Annotated in this window: 16 protein-coding genes and 1 riboswitch; of the genes, 6 read left to right on the plus strand and 10 right to left on the minus strand. The window is 62.0% G+C overall.

Translation table 11 applies throughout. The features are described from left to right. Nucleotides 1-131: 131 nt before the first annotated feature. Complete coding sequence (locus AC0L26_RS29280) at nt 132-836, minus strand: glutathione S-transferase family protein (protein WP_473635697.1); 705 nt, start codon at nt 834-836, stop codon at nt 132-134. Nucleotides 837-948: 112 nt separating this feature from the next. On the opposite strand from AC0L26_RS29280, the gene AC0L26_RS29285 reads away from it, so the two are divergent. Beyond that, entirely contained in the window at nt 949-1,314 is a 366-nt protein-coding gene (locus tag AC0L26_RS29285) for a winged helix-turn-helix transcriptional regulator (RefSeq protein WP_473635698.1), read from the plus strand. A gap of 394 nt (nt 1,315-1,708) precedes the next feature. Here AC0L26_RS29285 and AC0L26_RS29290 read toward each other — a convergent pair whose 3' ends face one another. Next, the gene (locus tag AC0L26_RS29290; RefSeq protein WP_473635699.1) at nt 1,709-3,250 is read right to left on the minus strand and encodes an ArnT family glycosyltransferase; all 1,542 of its coding nucleotides are present in this window, start codon (nt 3,248-3,250) and stop codon (nt 1,709-1,711) included. A 403-nt stretch (nt 3,251-3,653) separates the two neighbouring features. Here AC0L26_RS29290 and AC0L26_RS29295 point away from each other — a divergent pair, with 403 nt between their 5' ends. Beyond that, entirely contained in the window at nt 3,654-4,169 is a 516-nt protein-coding gene (locus tag AC0L26_RS29295) for a CAP domain-containing protein (protein ID WP_473635700.1), read from the plus strand. A 21-nt stretch (nt 4,170-4,190) separates the two neighbouring features. Here the strand turns inward: AC0L26_RS29295 and AC0L26_RS29300 are convergent, their stop codons facing one another. From AC0L26_RS29300 to AC0L26_RS29325, 6 genes are all read right to left on the minus strand, one after another. Continuing rightward, complete coding sequence (locus AC0L26_RS29300) at nt 4,191-5,726, minus strand: DHA2 family efflux MFS transporter permease subunit (protein WP_473635701.1); 1,536 nt, start codon at nt 5,724-5,726, stop codon at nt 4,191-4,193. 367 nt (nt 5,727-6,093) lie between these two features. Further along, nucleotides 6,094-7,260, minus strand: a complete 1,167-nt coding sequence (locus AC0L26_RS29305) for an HlyD family secretion protein (RefSeq protein WP_473635702.1) — start codon at nt 7,258-7,260, stop codon at nt 6,094-6,096. After that, nucleotides 7,257-7,736, minus strand: a complete 480-nt coding sequence (locus AC0L26_RS29310; protein ID WP_473635764.1) for a MarR family winged helix-turn-helix transcriptional regulator — start codon at nt 7,734-7,736, stop codon at nt 7,257-7,259. Before AC0L26_RS29310 ends, AC0L26_RS29305 begins: the two co-directional genes overlap by 4 nt. A gap of 76 nt (nt 7,737-7,812) precedes the next feature. Then, nucleotides 7,813-8,847 carry a FecCD family ABC transporter permease gene (locus AC0L26_RS29315; protein ID WP_473635703.1) on the minus strand — a complete coding sequence of 345 codons (1,035 nt, stop codon included), beginning with the start codon at nt 8,845-8,847 and terminating at the stop codon, nt 7,813-7,815. Nucleotides 8,848-9,155: 308 nt separating this feature from the next. After that, nucleotides 9,156-10,103 carry an ABC transporter substrate-binding protein gene (locus AC0L26_RS29320; RefSeq protein WP_473635704.1) on the minus strand — a complete coding sequence of 316 codons (948 nt, stop codon included), beginning with the start codon at nt 10,101-10,103 and terminating at the stop codon, nt 9,156-9,158. Beyond that, nucleotides 10,100-10,912, minus strand: coding sequence for an ABC transporter ATP-binding protein (locus AC0L26_RS29325; protein ID WP_473635705.1), 813 nt, complete (start codon nt 10,910-10,912; stop codon nt 10,100-10,102). The genes AC0L26_RS29320 and AC0L26_RS29325 overlap by 4 nt, the downstream gene beginning before the upstream one ends. 92 nt (nt 10,913-11,004) lie before the next feature. Further along, nucleotides 11,005-11,208, minus strand: a riboswitch (cobalamin riboswitch). Between the two features lie 271 nt (nt 11,209-11,479). Here AC0L26_RS29325 and AC0L26_RS29330 point away from each other — a divergent pair. Then, nucleotides 11,480-12,313, plus strand: a complete 834-nt coding sequence (locus tag AC0L26_RS29330; protein ID WP_473635706.1) for a GyrI-like domain-containing protein — start codon at nt 11,480-11,482, stop codon at nt 12,311-12,313. A gap of 6 nt (nt 12,314-12,319) precedes the next feature. Here the strand turns inward: AC0L26_RS29330 and AC0L26_RS29335 are convergent, their stop codons facing one another. Both AC0L26_RS29335 and AC0L26_RS29340 read right to left on the minus strand, forming a co-directional pair. Beyond that, the gene (locus AC0L26_RS29335) at nt 12,320-13,255 is read right to left on the minus strand and encodes a bifunctional helix-turn-helix transcriptional regulator/GNAT family N-acetyltransferase (protein ID WP_473635707.1); all 936 of its coding nucleotides are present in this window, start codon (nt 13,253-13,255) and stop codon (nt 12,320-12,322) included. A 74-nt stretch (nt 13,256-13,329) separates the two neighbouring features. Further along, nucleotides 13,330-14,181, minus strand: a complete 852-nt coding sequence (locus tag AC0L26_RS29340) for a hypothetical protein (protein WP_473635708.1) — start codon at nt 14,179-14,181, stop codon at nt 13,330-13,332. An 86-nt stretch (nt 14,182-14,267) separates the two neighbouring features. Between AC0L26_RS29340 and AC0L26_RS29345 the strand changes: the two genes are divergently transcribed. From AC0L26_RS29345 to groL, 3 genes are all read left to right on the plus strand, one after another. Then, the gene (locus AC0L26_RS29345) at nt 14,268-15,065 is read left to right on the plus strand and encodes a class I SAM-dependent methyltransferase (protein WP_473635709.1); all 798 of its coding nucleotides are present in this window, start codon (nt 14,268-14,270) and stop codon (nt 15,063-15,065) included. 160 nt (nt 15,066-15,225) lie between these two features. Next, the gene (gene groES, locus AC0L26_RS29350; RefSeq protein ID WP_006203049.1) at nt 15,226-15,522 is read left to right on the plus strand and encodes a co-chaperone GroES; all 297 of its coding nucleotides are present in this window, start codon (nt 15,226-15,228) and stop codon (nt 15,520-15,522) included. A gap of 62 nt (nt 15,523-15,584) precedes the next feature. Then, nucleotides 15,585-17,240: a chaperonin GroEL gene (groL, locus tag AC0L26_RS29355; RefSeq protein WP_473635711.1), complete on the plus strand. Its 1,656-nt coding sequence runs from the start codon at nt 15,585-15,587 to the stop codon at nt 17,238-17,240. The last annotated feature ends 118 nt before the right edge of the window (nt 17,241-17,358 follow it).

The raw sequence follows: 17,358 nt of genomic DNA on the forward strand, positions 1-17,358 counted from the left end.
CATCCACCCTGAGAGGCAGACATCATGGCCAACTCCCCGTCATCACCCTCCCCTGTCATTCGCGACGTCATCGCCGAGCGCGGCGCCCCCCCCGGGGGGCGCCTGGTGATGGCGCCGCGCGGTTGACCTCGTCAGGCAGCGAAGCGTTCGATCACCTCGGCCAATGGGACATGGCCGAGGCAGGCGCCCGAACCAGCGGGCTTTTCGCCATCCTCGATGGCTTGCGCATACCGCACGGCCGGATCGGCTTCGATCCTGCCCCGCAACGCAGCCAGCTGGGGGTAGCTCGCCCCGTCGACGGCTTGGTGGAACTCCGCCCAGCGCGCCACGCCAATCAGCGTGGTGTCGGCAAGCGTCAGGCGGTCGCCGACCAGAAAGTCGCTGTCGGTGATCATTGCCTCAAGCCGGTCGTGGCGATCGCTAACGGCTTTGCGGCCGAAGTCGCGCAAGGTCGCCAACAGGGCCGGTTCGCCCGATTCCATTTCATATGCCACCCAGAGCGGCGTGAAAGCGGCGGTGAAGCCTGTGTTCACGAAAGCCATCAGCTGATGCATCCGGTCGGCTTCCGGCGAGCGAGGATCAAAGCTGATGCGACGTTGCGTGTCGCGGGCTTCGAGCCAGGCGGCAATCGCCATGGTCTCGGTGAGCACCTTTCCCTCGTCCGTGATCAATACCGGCGTTTCCTGGCGGCCGTTGATGCTGGCATAGGCGTCGTTCTTCATTTCAGTGAGCATGTCGACACGACATAGGCGGTAGGGTTGTCCGAGGCGTTCAAAAGCAGCGACAAGCCCCATCGAACTTCCCAGCGGGATGCCGTAAAGGAGGATAGGTTCCATTTCTTTGTCTCTTCCATGTTTAGGGATCACGCTGCGCAGCGAAGCTTGACCCTAAACGCTGGTCGTCCCATGTAAATTACGCACTATTCTGTAACCACCACGGTGCCCGCCCATGAAAGACGTCGTCTCAAGCTGCCCGATCGAAGAGGCCATGCGTGCGCTCAGCGGCCGCTGGCCCACCTTGCTGCTCTACTATCTCAAGGATGGGACCAAGCGCTTCAGCGACCTGAGGCGTGACAACCCGACCGTCTCGCACCGTATTCTGGCGCTGGAACTGCGCAAGCTGGAGGAAGCCGGGATCGTGCTGCGAACGGCGCATGCCGGCTACCCGCTACGCGTGGACTACGAGCTCACAGCGCCAGGCCTCAAGCTTGTGCCGCTCATCGACGCGCTCGGCGACTGGTGGGAAGAGACCGAGGACGATCGGGCTGGTCGGGTCTCGTCGACGCTGGAAACGAGGCTCGTGGCGGCGGAATAGCCAGTAGGGAAAATCTGATGGCTGATACCCGAGGCTGGACAACCGGCTTGGGTGGGACTTGATGTCCGTGCCGAGTATCGGAATGCGCGGGCAGCGGACTGCCGACGCTCTGCGTCTAGAACAATGAACGTCCTATTGAGACGTAACCCGACTGTCCGCAATCGAGAGCCATATGGGCTAAAGCGGCCATTCCTGAACCGACCTCTTTGTGGACCTTGAGGTATGGCAGGCCATCGAGAAGCGGCCCAAGGTATTCGACGACATCGGAAACACCCGTGCCGCTAAACTTGACCTTAGATTTGTAAAGGTCGCTTCCGATATCCTACGTTGACGGCAAACACAGTGGTATTTATTCGGATCAAATCCTGACCGATGGAAAATGCTAATCTGGCCTTTATGGCACGAAGATATAGCTGACGTCCTGGGTCAGATCCGGCTGGCTGACGTAGTGAAGTGTCGTTCGCCTGATTTCGGCATGACTGGAGCTGATGCCCGCGGCGGCGAGCAAATTCAACACACCTTGAGATAGCTCACCCGTTGATACCGCGACAACAGGCTGTCTTATACGAGATGCCGCGCCCGGCATCGCCGGATAGGCAACGACCAAGTCTGGATCGTATAGCCGCAGATTCCCTGGAATCTGCGGTCCCTCGGAAACCACGACCTGAAAGTCTCCTGCTTCCCGCAACCGTTCGTAGAGGCTCTTGTAATCCAACTGCCCGATCGGCGGCTTTCCCGCCCTTCCGTAGGAAAGGTTGAGTGCCAGCACCGGCATGATGACAAGAGCGGCCATAGCGCTCCAGAACGCGATCTGCCGCAGGCCCCTGTCGCCGCGGACATGATACGAAAAAAGCAGTGCCAACAAAAGCGGCAAAAGAAAAAGGACTGGCTGAAGCCAACGGTCCTCGATGCGCGTCGCCCCGCTGATGACGATACCGACGAATACCACCCCAAGGCTCCATGACACGAGCAAGACGACGAAGCGCTCGCCAGTGCCCATTGCACGCGATCGTGAAATAATGTCGGCGCGGTTGCGCCAGACCGCGATGGCGAACAGAATCACCGCGACACAGGAAAACAGAGCTGTTTTCAGCAGCATCACTCCAATGCCGGTCGCCCGGCTGATCAAAAGGCTTCCGCTGTTGTCGAACGCGAACTTGCTCGACCGCGCGGTCACATGATGGCTATGCTCCAGCATCCATAGCCCTACCGGCGCAAGCGCGGCCACCAGAACGACCAGGGTTAGCAAGCCGGTCCACGAGAGAAGTGTCCTCCTGTAATCCGACACTGAAAATCCGGCGGCCAACAATGCCAGGATGAAGAACGTCGCGTTCAATTTGCCAAGCAGCGCAGCCGCCGTCGCTAAGCCAAGTGCAACGGCTAAGAACCACGATTTCGACTTCATGTGCCAGGCAAAGCAGAAGAACGTCCAGGCGCAGCCCGCCACACCTACGACCGAATGGGTAAGGGCGCGCTGCGATTCCCAGCCGATCGGCGGCAGGAGAAAAATTCCGAGCGCGCCTGCCGCCGCAACCCACCGGCCAAGTCCGAGCAGCCGGGCGCCGCAATAAACGCTGGCATACATGCTGGCGAGAAGGCCGAACTTCACCAGCTGCAGCGTAAACAGATTGACGCCGAAAACGGCCGTGGCCGCACTGACGATCCAGCTGTAGAGGGGTTGCTGAGAACTGCCGTATCCCAGTTGCCAGGATCCGGCATAGGCAAGCTGTTCGGCATCGTCCGTGCTGGCCCCGTTCGACACGAAGGTTACGAAAATGATCTGCAACGCAAAGTAGATTAGGACGAAACAGAGAGCGGGATCCGCACCCAGCCATCGGCGCTTACGTGCACCGGACAACGCTTCTGAAAGGGAACTTTGCTGCATCGTACTTTTCGGAAGCTCGATCCTGAACGCAGTCGGAAAACCTGGATCCATCCTCACCCTCTAAGGAATAAGGCGGTCGTCAACATCCGCTACACCATTGCAGTCGTCGCGAAAATGGTCGGCTGTACATTGAAGATTGGCCCATCGTGGTCGCTTTCGGTGCCGAGCCCTTACTGACGCAGAGCCGCGCCAAGGCGGCGATAACAGTAGGAGTCGAACTCGTCGCAGATTGCGATCATCGCCTCCACAATCTCGGTGTCAACGGTCCGCTTTTCGGGAGATCCAGGCGCGACCCTGTCACTGGCTTACGCTATGCTGGCCTTCCGGAAGCTTTTCTCGGTATACGTGTCGGCACCACGCGTCGGATTTTACCACCGACAAGACGAACCGCAGTGGGCGAGATTTTTCATCGCCTGCCCGGCAAAAGCCATGATCACTGCTATGTCAGGCAGGCATGAATGCTGCGAAAATCGAAAATTACGAAAGCCGACCAAGCCTTGACCGGCGCACGCTGCTGAAAGGCGCCGGCCTTGCCGCGCTGGCCGGGCTCGCTGCCTGCGCCACTGTGTTGCCTACCGGAGAAGGCGCCGGCGTCTCTGCCTCCGCCGTTGGCACGCTGACCAGCATCCGCGCCTCGGCCGGCCTCGCGACGCTAGTCGCCGATCCTCAGCTCGAACGGGCAGCCTTGCAGCAGGCCGGCTACATGGCCCGCGGCGGCCGCATGACCCACACCACCGGCTGGGGCAAGGGATTTGCCTCGCGCGTCAAGGGCAACGGCATCACCGGTGCGGCTGCCGAAAACATCGCCGAGGGCCGCTTCGACCAGCAGAAGCTGTTCGAGATCTGGATGAATTCGGCCGGCCACCGCCGCAACATGCTCGACCCGCGCTTCACCCGCTTCGGCCTGGCCTATGTGCGGGACGGCCGCGACAGCTCGCGGCGGTACTGGAGCCTAGTTCTGGGAAAGTAGGCCTCTTCCGCCACTCGTTCATCAATCCATATGCGCGGCGGGCGCCCCGCCGGCGGCCGGACCAGCTTTTGGCTTGCGCAGCAGGAAAACGAACGGGATGGCGAACAGCGTCATCATCATCAGCAGCTTGAAGTCGTTGACGTAAGAAATCATCATCGCCTGGATATTGACCATGCCATCCATCTGGGAAAGCGCGGTCGGATCGCCGCTCGCCGCCGCCGGCGACGCCGCCCAGAGATTGGGATTGAAGGGATTGATGTGGGCCGAGAGCTCGCTGTGATTGACCTGGGTGTTGCGCACCAGCAGAACCGTCACCACCGATACGCCGATCGACGAGCCAAGATTGCGCACCAGGCTGAACAGCGCGGTGGCATCGGTGCGAAAGCGTGTATCCAGCGTGGCGAAGGCCACGGTCGACAGCGGCACGAACACCATTCCCATGCCAAGGCCCTGGATGACGCCGGAGCTGAGGATGAGCCAATTGTCCATCTGCGGTGAGAAGCCGGACATGGTGTAGAGCGATTGCGCGGTCAGCAAGAAGCCGATGACAACGAGGATCCTGGCATCGATCCTGTGCATGATGCGGCCGACCAGGAGCATCGCAACCATCGTGCCGATGCCGCGGGGACCTATGACCACACCGATGGTCATGGTCGGATAGCCGAAGATGGTCGCCAGCATTGGCGGCAGCAGCGACATGCTGGCAAGGATGAGCACGCCCATGACGAAGATGAATGCCAGCCCGGTCACGAAATTGCGGTCGAGGAATATCTTCGGGTCGATGAAGGGGTGCTCCGCCGTCAAGGTGTGAATGATGAACACCCAGAAGCCGGTGATGGAAAGACCCAGCTCGATCCATATCTCGACCGAGGAAAACCAGTCGACCTCGCCGCCGCGGTCCAGCATCAGCTGCAGCGCGCCGACGCCGAGCGAGAGCATGGCGAAGCCGAAGAAATCGAAGCTGCGTATCCGCCTTGCAACGGCCGGCAAGTAGGCGGCCATGCCGAGGAAGGCGAGGATGCCGACTGGCAGGTTGATGAAGAACACCCAGCGCCAGTTGAAATTCTCGGTCAGCCAGCCACCGAGCGTCGGGCCCAGGATCGGCCCCAGCATGATGCCGGCGCCCCAGATGGCCATGGCCTGGCCGTGGCGTTCCTTGGGGTTGATGTCGAGCAGGAAGGTCTGCGACAGCGGCACGATCGCCGCGCCGAACACGCCTTGCATGAGGCGGAACAGCACCATGGTTTCAAGGCTCCATGCCAGGCCGCACAGCATGGAGAAGATGGTGAAACCGACCACCGCCGTCAGGAACAGCTCCTTGCGGCCAAAGCGGTCGGCCAGCCAGCCGGTCACCGGCGTCATGATCGCCGCGGCAACGATGTAGGAGGTCAGCACCCAGTTGATGTTGTCGGGGGAAGCGCCGAGATCGCCGGTCATGGTCGGCAGCGCGACGTTGGCGATCGTGGTGTCGAGCGCCTGCATGATCGTCGCCAGCATCAGCGCTACGGTGATCAGGCCGCGGTGCGGCACTTCGCGAAAGGGTTCTGGCGTGCTCATGATGCGGAACTTCCGGCAGATAATAAAAACGTGTACACAAGAGCGACCTTGAGTCAGCGCATCGTGCTTTCCGAAAAATCGATTCCGATTTTCGGGCCGATGCGCGAGGTTTCCGGGCGGCGCGGCCTTTCCGTATGGAGAGACCTCATCGCGGTGGGACGCGACTATCGATGTGGGGGGTACATCGACCGAGCGTCTCGATAAACGGGCGCCTGCCGCCCGGAAGCCTAAGGACCGAAGGGCTACGTCGGGTTGTTCAGGATTCGGTCAGGCAGCAACGCGGCCCGGTTCATACCCTCAACCCTTCGCCACCTCCCATCGGACCGATCCTGTCATTCAGTTCGCAAAAAATGGCGAGTAATTCTATTTAGTGCTCGCCCGCCGTGGCGTGGCCGAAGATGCTCGGAAAGCCCCGCGCCACGCCGGTGTCCACCGTGACGGTCGCGCTCATGCCGGTGCGCAGCGCCATCTTGGCATCGGCATCGGCCAGTTGCAGGCGCACCGGAATGCGCTGGGTGACCTTGACCCAGTTGCCGGTGGCGTTCTGAGCGGGCAGCAGCGAGAACTCGGCCCCCGTGCCGGCGCCGATCGCCTGGACCGTGGCTTCGAACGTCTTGCCCGGATAGGTATCGACCACGATTTCGGCCTTCTGGCCCGGCTTCATGTGGGTGAGTTGGGTTTCCTTGAAATTGGCATCGATCCAGGTATCGCCGGTCTCGACCAGCGAAAACAGCGGCGTGCCCGAGCCGACATACTGGCCGATCTTGAACGAGGCAGCCTGGCTGACGATGCCATCGGCCGGTGCCCTGACCGTGGTCTGCGCCAAATCGTAGGCAGCCTTGTCGCGCGCGGCGAGCGCTGCCATCACGGTCGGATGGTTGTCGGTCTCGATATCGGGATTGCCGCCAAGTGCCGCCTTGGCGCTGAGGATGCCCTGCTCGGCCACCGCCAGTTGCTGCTTGGCCTTGTCGAGATCGTTCCTGGCCTCGTCCAGCGACGACTTGGCATTGATGCCCTTGCGGGCAAGGTCGGCGGCCCGGTCGTATTGCGACTGCGCGTAGTCGACCTGGCTGGCGTCGGACTTCTCCTGCGCTATCGCCTGGCTGTAGGCGGCACGCAACTGCTGGACATTGAGGCGCGCGGCGGCCACCGCGGCGTCGGCCTGGGCCAATGCAATCCGGTAGGGCTCGGGATCGATGACGAACAGCACATCGCCCTGCTTAACGGACTGGTTGTCGAAAATGTCGACCTGAACGATGCGGCCCGCCGTGTCGGCGGCGATCGAAACCTTGGCCTGCTGCAGATTGGCGTTTTCCGTCTCCTGGTAGCGGCCACCGGTCACCCAGACGTAGCTGCCGCCGGCAATCAACGCCACGGGGAGCGCAAACATCAAAAGGAAGCGGCCGGCACGGCGCTTCTTCTTCGGCGCCACCGGCGCTAGCTGCGGAGCGACCGTAGCCGGAGCTGCCGGCTGCGCGGGAGCTTCCATCTCCAGCTTGGTTGCATTCTCATCTACTTTGGCTACCGCGTTCATGCTGCTGCGCCTTCTGTATTCTTGACTTTTTCGCAGGACGCCGTGTCGCCGTCCGCAAGGTTTTCGGCCATCGCCTCCAGCGCCTTGATCAGGACGCGGCGATCTTGCGGCGACACGCCGGTCAGCGATTCTTCATAGACTTCGCCAGCGAGGCTCTTGACCTCTGCGTAGGCCTCGCTCGCCTTGGCAGTTGGAAAGATCATGCGGACGCGGCGGTCGGCAGCGTCGGCACGACGCTCGATCCAGCCGCCCTCCTCCATCCGGTCGACCAGGCGCGATACGCTGATCGGCTCGATCTCGAGGAGTTCGGCGAGCCGCGCCTGCGTGATGCCTTCTTCCTTGGCGACGCGGACCATCAGCCGCCATTGCGCCGAGGACAGGCCGAGCCCGCTGGCCTTCGCCTCGAAGCGCTTGCGCATCAGGCGCTGCACGTCGTGGATCAAAAAGCCCAATCTGTCGATGCCGTCGGAAACCATAAGCGGCATATATTATAAGCGTGCTCATCATTCAAGGAGCAGCATTGTGCCAGAAGGCGGCAAACTTGCATGACAGTCATGCCGAACGATTGCGAATGAGCATCGTCACGACGAAGAAAGCACCAACCGAACTGGTGATGATGCCGATCGGCAGTTCCTGCGGCGGCAGCAGCGTGCGCGCCAGAAGGTCGCTTGCCAGCAACAGCACCGCTCCGAACAGGGCGCAGCTTGCAATCAGGCGCAGGTGCAACGGGCCGGCCAGGGTCCTGGACAGATGCGGGATCATCAGGCCGACGAAACCTATGACGCCGGCGACCGAGACAAGGATCGCCGTCGAGAAAGCGGCGACGAGAAATGTCGTCCTGCGCATCCGCACAACCGGGACGCCGAGGCTTTCGGCGGCATTTTCGCCGGCAAGGAAAGCGTCGAGCCGACGGTGGTTCCACAGCGCATAAGCAAGGATGGTGCCTGCGCCCAGAGCAGCCAGCCCGACATTGTCCCATCGCGCCAATCCGAGCCCGCCCATCGTCCAGAACAGCACCGAGTGCGCGGCGCGCTGGTCTCCGGCAAAGACGAGATAATTGGTCAAGGCGGTGAACATGAACGAGACGGCAAGGCCGGCCAGTATCAGCCGTTCGGGGCCTTGCCCCCTCACTCTGGAAACCAGCAGAAGCACGATGCCGGCGGCCAATATGCCGCCGGTGAAGGCGGCGACCGGCAGGGTCCAGATGCCGAAACGGTCGCCAAAAATGGTGATGACGGAAACTGCACCGGCCGCGGCACCGGAAGACAGGCCGAACAGGAATGGGTCGGCAAGGTCGTTGCGCGTTACCGTCTGCAGCAGCGCGCCGATGACGCCCAGCCCGGCGCCGACACAGATGGCCATGATCGTGCGCGGCGGCCTGAGATCGACGACGATCTTGCCGACCGGACCGGACACGATGTCTCCGCCCAGTCCGGCCGCATGTCCGAGCGCGCCAACGACGTCCGTCAGCGGGATCACCGTCGAGCCATAGGCGATCGACAACAGTGCAAGAACGGCCACCGCTGCCGCCCCCGCAATCATGGCCGGTAGGAATGGCTTATGCAGCAAGCTCACGTTTTCACGCATGCCATTGCTTCGCCGGCATTCGAGATTGGCCGAAGCCTCTCCAGCTTCGTCATCCCAGGGCGAAGCAGGAGCGAAGCTCCGTCGCGGAGACCCTGGGATCCATGCCGTAACCTTGAGCGAAGAGTGCCACGGAGCAGAATTCTGCACCGCAGCAGCGCCTTGAAGTCACGGCATGGATCCTGGGGTCTGCGCCGCGTCGCTTCGCTCCTTGCTCCGCCCCAGGATGACGAAGCGATGGGCGTTTCGGCCAACCTCCAAGGCATGCGATTCGTCAACGCAAGCATCTGACCAGAATTTCGACGCCAGAATCAAAAAGCTTCCGGGTGCATCGCCTTGGCGATCTTGCCGATCGCCTCGATATTGGCCGGCCCGGGCGTCAGTTCGGCATAGCGCAGCGCGACGAAGCGTTCATTCTTGACCGCATCGGTCTCCTTCATCGCCGGATGGGCTTTGAGGAAATCGAGCAGTTTGCGGTAGCCGCCGCCGTCCTGGTAATCGAGCAGGACCAGGAACTGCGGATTGCGGGAGGCGACCGTTTCCCAATCCGTGTTGCCCCAGCTCGTCTGCATGTCGGCCATGACGTTGTCGCCGCCGGCAGCGGCGATCATCGCGCTGGGGATCGCGAACTTGCCTGATGTGAAGGGTTTGTCTTCGCCGGAGTCGTAAAGAAACACCCGCGTTCCCTTGCTGTCGCCGACCTTTGCCGTGATCTCGGCGAGTTGCGCTTTCCAGTCGGAAACAAGTTTTTTCGCCTTGGCCTCCTTGCCGAAAATCTTGCCCAGCTTCTCGACGTCGCCATAGAGCAGGTCCATCGAGGCGGCGAGGCGGTTGCTGTCGAGGTGGACGCAGCTTTCCGTCAGCACCAACGTCTTGATACCGTGCGGCGCCAGCGTATCGGGCGTCACCTCGCCGCCCGGCTTCATGCCGTAGTACCAGCCGGCGAAGAAGAAATCGGGCTCGACGGCGACGAGGCTTTCGAGCGTCGGGTATTTCGGCGCGAGTTCTGGGATCGCGCCCTGCTCGGCCTTGAATTCCGGACCGACCTTGTACCCTCCGGTGATGCCGGTCAGGCCGACGATCGACGGTTGCAGCCCCAGCGCGAAGGCCATCTCGGCCATGTTCAGATCCTGGATGACGGCGCGCTTCGGCGCGGCATCGAAGGTCAGCGGCGTGCCGCAGCTGTCGACAGTTACCGGAAAAGCCAAGGCGGTCTGGGCAAGCAGGAGGGAAGCAAAAGACAGTGCGAGGCGTTTCACGGATGTTGCTCCTTGGTTAAATCGGAAGAGGCGCGGTTTGGAACTTCGAAGACCGTGAGTTCGCGGTCTTCGGTGGGATGGCGCAGCCGAAGCACGTCGACGCCGAAAATCTCGCGGATCAACTGTTTGGTCAGCGCCTCGCGCGGACCGGCGAGTGCCTGCAGGCGGGCCTCGTTCATCACCGCGACCCTGGTGGCAAATGGCGTGACCAGCGACAGATCGTGAAGCACCGCCACGACGGTCATGCCAAACTGCGACACAAGTTCGAGAAGTTCGCTGCGGGCGCGCGGATCGAGATGATTGGTCGGTTCGTCGAGGAACAGGATTTTAGGCTCCTGGGCGATGGCGCGTGCCAATTGGGCGCGCTGCCGCTCGCCACCGGACAGCGAGCCGATCGTGCGGCCGAGCAGCGGCAGCAGGCCGGTCCTTCGAAGCGCTTCGACGACGATGTCGCGTTGCTCGCTCCTTCGTCGCAAACCGGCATGCGGGACGCGCCCAAGCTCGACGTAGTCTATTACGGCAAGCCGCGGATCGGGCTGATCGGTCTGGCCGACGACCGCCATGCGCAGCGCCCGCTCGGCGGCCGAGAACGTCTCCAGCCGGCGGCCGGAAAATCTCACCTCTCCCGCGCTTGGCCGCAGCGTACCGCATAGCATGCGCAACAGAGTCGTCTTGCCGGCGCCGTTGGGGCCGATGATGGCGAGGCGGTCGCCCGCCGCCACCGAAAGGCTTACCGCGCTGACCAGGCGCTGGCCATTCGCCGTCGCGCTCAGTTCGCGCGCTTCAAGAAGAGGCTGGGAGGCGTCCAACTTACCGTCACTTTCTCAATGGCGACGGAAGGAAGCTGGACCGATCGGCCGACAAGACCGATGTCCACGTCTCCTCCCGGCACACCCCGTCCGGTCAACTCAAGCCGATGGCAGGTCTCCTGGCTCGCGGGTCTTTGCGCCATCCTGCCTTCCCAGCCTTGCCGGCCAGTGGCATTTCGGATCTTGCTAACCGCTTACAGTTGCGGGGGCAGCCACGGCCTCGATCCGAAGATCTCACCGTGTTCCCTTTTCACCCCTCGCCTTTCGACTCGGGGACCATCAGTCGCCCAGCCTAGTTTCCCGCCAATCACAGCGCAATAAATTTCCGGGGCTCGGAAAGCCACGAGAGCTAGGGTCTTGTTAGAAGGAGTCATATGGATCTCGTTATGTAATAACGTTACTACCTAAAAGACGTTGCTTGCTCCTGTCAAGCTCTTTCGCCTGACGCCTTCGACTGCCGGCCGCCGTCGCGATTTGCGCGGTGCGCAATTTCGATCAAACTGCGAGCTCCAGGAAACGGCACGATGACCTGCCGACGCGAAGACCCGAGCCCATGCAAGGAGCCACATGAATCCAACCGAGAAAGCGCTGTGGTTCGTCGAAAGCCATCTGCCGGAATCCGTCTCGCTCGACGATGTCGCCAAGAGCAGCGGGGTGTCGCGCTTTCACGTGACGCGGGCTTTCGGTGCGGCGACCGGCCGTTCGGTGATGGGTTACATGCGTTCTCGCCGGCTGACCGAAGCGGCGCGCAAGCTCGCCGCCGGTGCACCCGACATCCTCTCGCTCGCTCTCGACACCGGCTATGCCTCGCATGAGGCCTTCACCCGCGCCTTCCGCGACCAATTCGGCACCACGCCGGAACTGGTGCGCGCGCAAGGCTCGCTAGACAACCTCGATCTCGTGGAGCCGATCCTGATGGACCAGTCCTTCCTCACCAATCTCGAGCCGCCGCGTTTTGAGACCAGCCGGCCGTTTCTCATCGCCGGTCTCGGCGAACGTTATAGCTGCGAAACCAGCGCCGGCATCCCGATGCAATGGCAGCGGTTCGGCCCCTATATCGGCAACATTCCAGGCGAGATCGGCGACGTCGCCTATGGCGTCTGCGTCAATGGCGACGACACCGGCAATTTCGACTACATCGCCGGTGTCGAGGTGTCCGATTTTTCGGATTTACCGAGGGAGTTTTCGCGCGTGCGCGTGCCGGCGCAGAAATACGCCGTGTTCGCCCATCGTGACCACATCTCGACCATCCGCCGCACGGTCAACACGATCTGGAACAAATGGCTGCCGGCCTCCGGGCACGAGATCGCCGATGCGCCCGAATTCGAGCGCTACGGCCCCGAATTCGATCCGCGCAGCGGCAATGGCGGGCTGGAAATCTGGATACCGGTGAAGGGGTGAGAAACGCTACAGCTCCAGGTTCCAGTTCTGGCCGACCAGATCCTTGCCGAAGGAATGGTGGCGCTCTTCCTCGGCAAGCTTGAAGCCCGCCGCCTCATAGATGCGGCGCGCCGAGACGAGAATGTCGTTGGTCCACAATGTCAGCGTCTTGTATCCCTTAGCACGGGCAAAGCCGATGCATTCCTCGACCAGTCGCTTGCCGATGCCGAGACCGCGCGCCGAGGGCTCGACGTAGAGCAGGCGCAGCTTCGCCACCGTGTCCGACTGGCGCACGACAAAGACCGAGCCAACGACTTCCCCCTCCCGTTCGGCGATCCAGCTGCGTTCCCATTTCGGATCGAAGGATTTGACGAAGGCGCCGAGGATTTCGGCGACGAGCGCCTCATAGGTTTCGTCCCAGCCATATTCCTGCGCGTAGAGCAGGCCCTGGCGATGAATGATCCAGCCGATGTCGCCGACCTGCAAAGGCCGCAGCATGTAGGGAATTTTGGGCTCTTCACTCTCGCCCAGCAGGCGCTGCACCGTCTGCATCGCCTTGACCAGCCTGTCCTGCTCCGGATCCGGGAGCCGGTCGAGCAAGGCCGCGACCTGATCGTGCGAACCCTGGTTCAGCGGCGCGAAGGCCGCCCTCCCCGCCGGCGTCAGCGCGATCGACGAGCGCCGCGCATCGGCTTCCGTCGCAGCGCGCTCCACAAGGCCGCGCTCCTGAAACTTTTTCAGCAACCGGCTGAGATAGCCGGCATCGAGACCGAGATCGCGCGCAAGATCGGTGGCGGTCAGCCCGTGGCGATGCGCCAGTTCATAGAGCACACGAGCCTCGGTCAGCGAGAAGGCGCTTTTCAGCCATCCTTCGTCGAGCAGGCCGATCTGGCGGGTGTAGAAGCGGTTGAAGCCCCGCACCGCATCGATCCGCTCCTTGCCGGGTTGATGATGAATCGTCATGGCATCCTCCTGCCCGACATAGTCAATAATTTAGTTGACTTGGTCAAGTATTAGTTTGGACCAAGCCCACCGCATTATCCGATCCGACGGATGAGGCCTTCGAAGCCGTCGGCGAGATAGGAAGCGCCGGCCGCGAACATCTTCACCAGGTTTTTGGGGCGGCCCGGGGTCTTGTTCGCATCGAGGAGTACGGCCCTGCCCTCATGCATGACGAAATCGAACTTGCCATAGTCGAAACCGAGTTCGTGTCTCAAAGCACGCAGTTCGTCGGGAACGGGGACAGGCTCGCGACGGATCGTTTCGGACGCCTTGACCAGCGCGTTTGGCGAGACGTAGCGGGTGCAGCGTTCGCTCTCTCCGCAAAACACCCAGAACCGCGCCGCGAAACCATCGGGTTCTTTCTCCGGAATGAACTTGTCCACGACCAGATCGTCGCGTTCGAAGACGCCATCCGGAACATCGCCGAGAGATCCGTAGACCTCATAGGGCTGCAGGACTGGCATATCAGGAAGTGGCGGTGGTTTCCTCGCGCGCCGCGCTCGCCGATTGAGGAGAGTCTCCGGAATGCCTTGATTGTTGAGATTGCTTTTGACGATAACCGGGCCTTGCCAAACGTCTCCCTGGTTCACTAACGCTCCGCTAATCCGTTGTTTGGATATGTCGGCCGTCCCGACATTGAGGCAGAATGGGAAACGCCGTGCATAGTCGAGATAGTCTGCGGGCGTTATCGTCGCATCGACATGCAGAACCGCGACGTCGGCGCTGTATGTCTTCGACAGACCTTGCTGAATCCGAACCGAATGGCCGCGTCTTTTCAATTCTCCCAGAACGTCGAAAAGCAGATAGGGACTATCCCTGCGCAGCAGGATATCGCGCTTGCCTAGGAAGCGATCGTGCTCATGTGTTATGACGACGACATGCGCCACAGTTGTCCCCCCTTGTCGTCCTTACCACTTCCGTTAAGCGGTTATGAGCAGTTGATGCCAGACCTTCTTAGGTCCGACGAGCCTGCATGACAAATCATTGGGACGATTATCACCGCCACTGGATGCTCCTGGAGGCGCCGCTCCGGCCGACTGCCGAGACAGTTGGCATTGTCGAGCGCGAGCTTGATCTTGACGAAGCCAACGTTCTGCTGCTGGGCGTTACCCCGGAACTGGCCGGCCTCGGCAAGACGATGTTGGCCGTCGACGGATCCGCCGCCATGGTTTCGGGCGTATGGCCGGGCGATAGCCCCTGCCGCAAGGCAACGACCGGGGACTGGCTGGACCTTCCGCTCGGCCACGCCAGCGTCGGCGCGGTCATAGGCGACGGTTGTCTGACGGTCGTCGATTCCGCACGCGCTCGCCGCGCCCTCCTGGGCGAGGTTGCCAGAGTGCTGAAGCCCGGCAGCCGTGCGGCGATCCGCGTATTCGCCGGCCCTGAGGCGTTCGAGGATCTGCAGGACATCAAGGCCCAAGCCCTGGCCGGCGGAATTGAGAATTTCCACGCGCTCAAATGGCGGATCGCCATGGCGTGTGCGACCAGCGATTCCGATCGCGCCATAAATGTGCAGGTGATCCGCGACGCTTTTGACAAGACCTTCCCGGACCGCGCCGCCCTCGCCGCGCGAACGGGGTGGAGCGTGGCGTCTATCGGCACCATCGATGTCTATGCGGGTTCCCAAACGACTTACTGCTTCGCGACGCTTGCCATGCTCGTCGACGAGGCGAACGGCTGGTTCGACGAAGTGCGCGTCGTGCCAAGCGGATCGTATCCGCTGGCGGAACGATGCCCGCTGCTGGTACTTGGTTCGCCAAGACACCAATAGTTCGTCGTCCGGCATCGATCGGCTCAACGAGCGCCTTGACTCTCGCATGCCGCCAGCCTATTTCAGCGCCACGTTAGCACTCGCCATTGGTGAGTGCTAACCAGGTCCGGCGCCGCCGGACGGAGGAACTGTTCTCACCATTCTCATCGAGGAATAAAAAATGGCAAAGTCGAAGTTCCGCCCGCTTCATGACCGCGTGGTCGTACGCCGGGTTGAATCCGAATCCAAGACTGCCGGCGGGATCATCATCCCCGATACGGCTAAGGAAAAGCCGCAGGAAGGCGAGATCATCGCCGTTGGTTCCGGCGCCCGCGACGAAGCCGGCAAGCTCGTCCCGCTGGACGTCAAGGCCGGCGACCGTATCCTGTTCGGCAAGTGGTCGGGCACCGAAGTCAAGCTCAATGGCGAAGACCTTCTGATCATGAAGGAATCCGACATCATGGGCATCATCGGCTGAATATCGGCCTCACCGTCACTTAAATCTTCGGGCTCAATTCAAGCCCCTGCCAGGAGCTAAAAATGGCTGCCAAAGACGTAAAATTTTCCCGTGATGCCCGTGAGCGCATGCTGCGCGGCGTCAACATCCTCGCCGACGCAGTGAAGGTCACGCTTGGCCCCAAGGGCCGCAACGTCGTCATCGACAAGTCGTTCGGCGCCCCGCGCATCACCAAGGACGGCGTCACCGTTGCCAAGGAAATCGAGCTTGAAGACAAGTTCGAGAACATGGGCGCGCAGATGGTCCGCGAAGTTGCTTCGAAGACCAACGACATCGCCGGCGACGGCACCACGACCGCGACCGTTCTGGCGCAGTCGATCGTTCAGGAAGGCCACAAGGCGGTTGCCGCCGGCATGAACCCGATGGACCTGAAGCGCGGCATCGACCTCGCGGTAACCGACGTCGTCGCAACGCTGATCAAGAACGCCAAGAAGATCAAGACCTCGGAAGAGGTTGCCCAGGTCGGCACCATCGCCGGCAATGGCGATGCTTCGGTCGGCTCGATGATCGCCGAAGCGATGCAGAAGGTCGGCAATGAGGGCGTCATCACGGTCGAGGAAGCCAAGACCGCCGAGACCGAACTCGAGGTCGTCGAAGGCATGCAGTTCGACCGCGGCTATCTCTCGCCCTACTTCGTCACCAACGCCGACAAGATGGTTGCGGATCTGGAAGACGCTTACATCCTTCTCCACGAGAAGAAGCTCTCCAACCTGCAGGCCATGCTGCCGATCCTCGAGGCTGTCGTGCAGACCTCGAAGCCGCTGGTCATCATCTCGGAAGACGTCGAAGGCGAGGCTCTGGCCACGCTCGTCGTCAACAAGCTGCGTGGCGGCCTGAAGATCGCCGCCGTCAAGGCGCCGGGCTTCGGTGATCGCCGCAAGGCCATGCTGGAAGACATCGCCATCCTCACCGGTGGCCAGGTCATCTCCGAAGACCTCGGCATCAAGCTCGAGAACGTTGGCCTCAACATGCTCGGCCGCGCCAAGAAGGTGTCGATCTCCAAGGAGAACACCACCATCGTCGACGGCGCCGGCAAGAAGGAAGAGATCCAGGGCCGCGTCGCCCAGATCAAGCAGCAGATCGAAGAGACCACTTCGGACTACGACAAGGAGAAGCTGCAGGAACGTCTGGCGAAGCTCGCCGGCGGCGTTGCGGTGATCCGCGTCGGCGGCGCGACGGAAGTCGAAGTCAAGGAAAAGAAGGACCGCGTCGATGACGCCCTCAACGCGACCCGCGCGGCCGTCGAAGAAGGCATCGTTCCCGGCGGCGGCGTCGCACTCCTGCGCGCTTCGCTGAACATCAAGGCAACCGGCGCCAACTCCGACCAGACCGCTGGCATCAACATCGTGCGTCGTGCGCTGCAGGCTCCGGCCCGCCAGATCGCGGCCAACGCCGGTGCGGAAGCATCGATCGTTGCCGGCAAGATCCTCGAGAACAAGGGTCCGACCTTCGGCTACAACGCCCAGACCGGCGAATATGGCGACATGATCGCCATGGGTATCGTCGATCCGGTCAAGGTCGTGCGCACGGCTCTCCAGGATGCGGCCTCGGTCGCCGGCCTGCTGGTCACCACCGAAGCCATGATCGCGGAGGCTCCGAAGAAGGAGTCGGCTGGCGGCGGCATGCCAGGCGGCATGGGCGGCGGCGGCATGGGCGGCATGGGCGGCATGGATTTCTAATCCACGTTCCATCAGCCTTCAGATACGGAAAGGGGGGGCGCGGGGCCCCCCGGTTTTTTTTTGATGCACCACAAACGCCCAGCCCGCCACGATCGGCAGGCGGGGCCGCCTCGTTACC

It is taken from the genome of Mesorhizobium sp. WSM4823 (assembly GCF_055811195.1).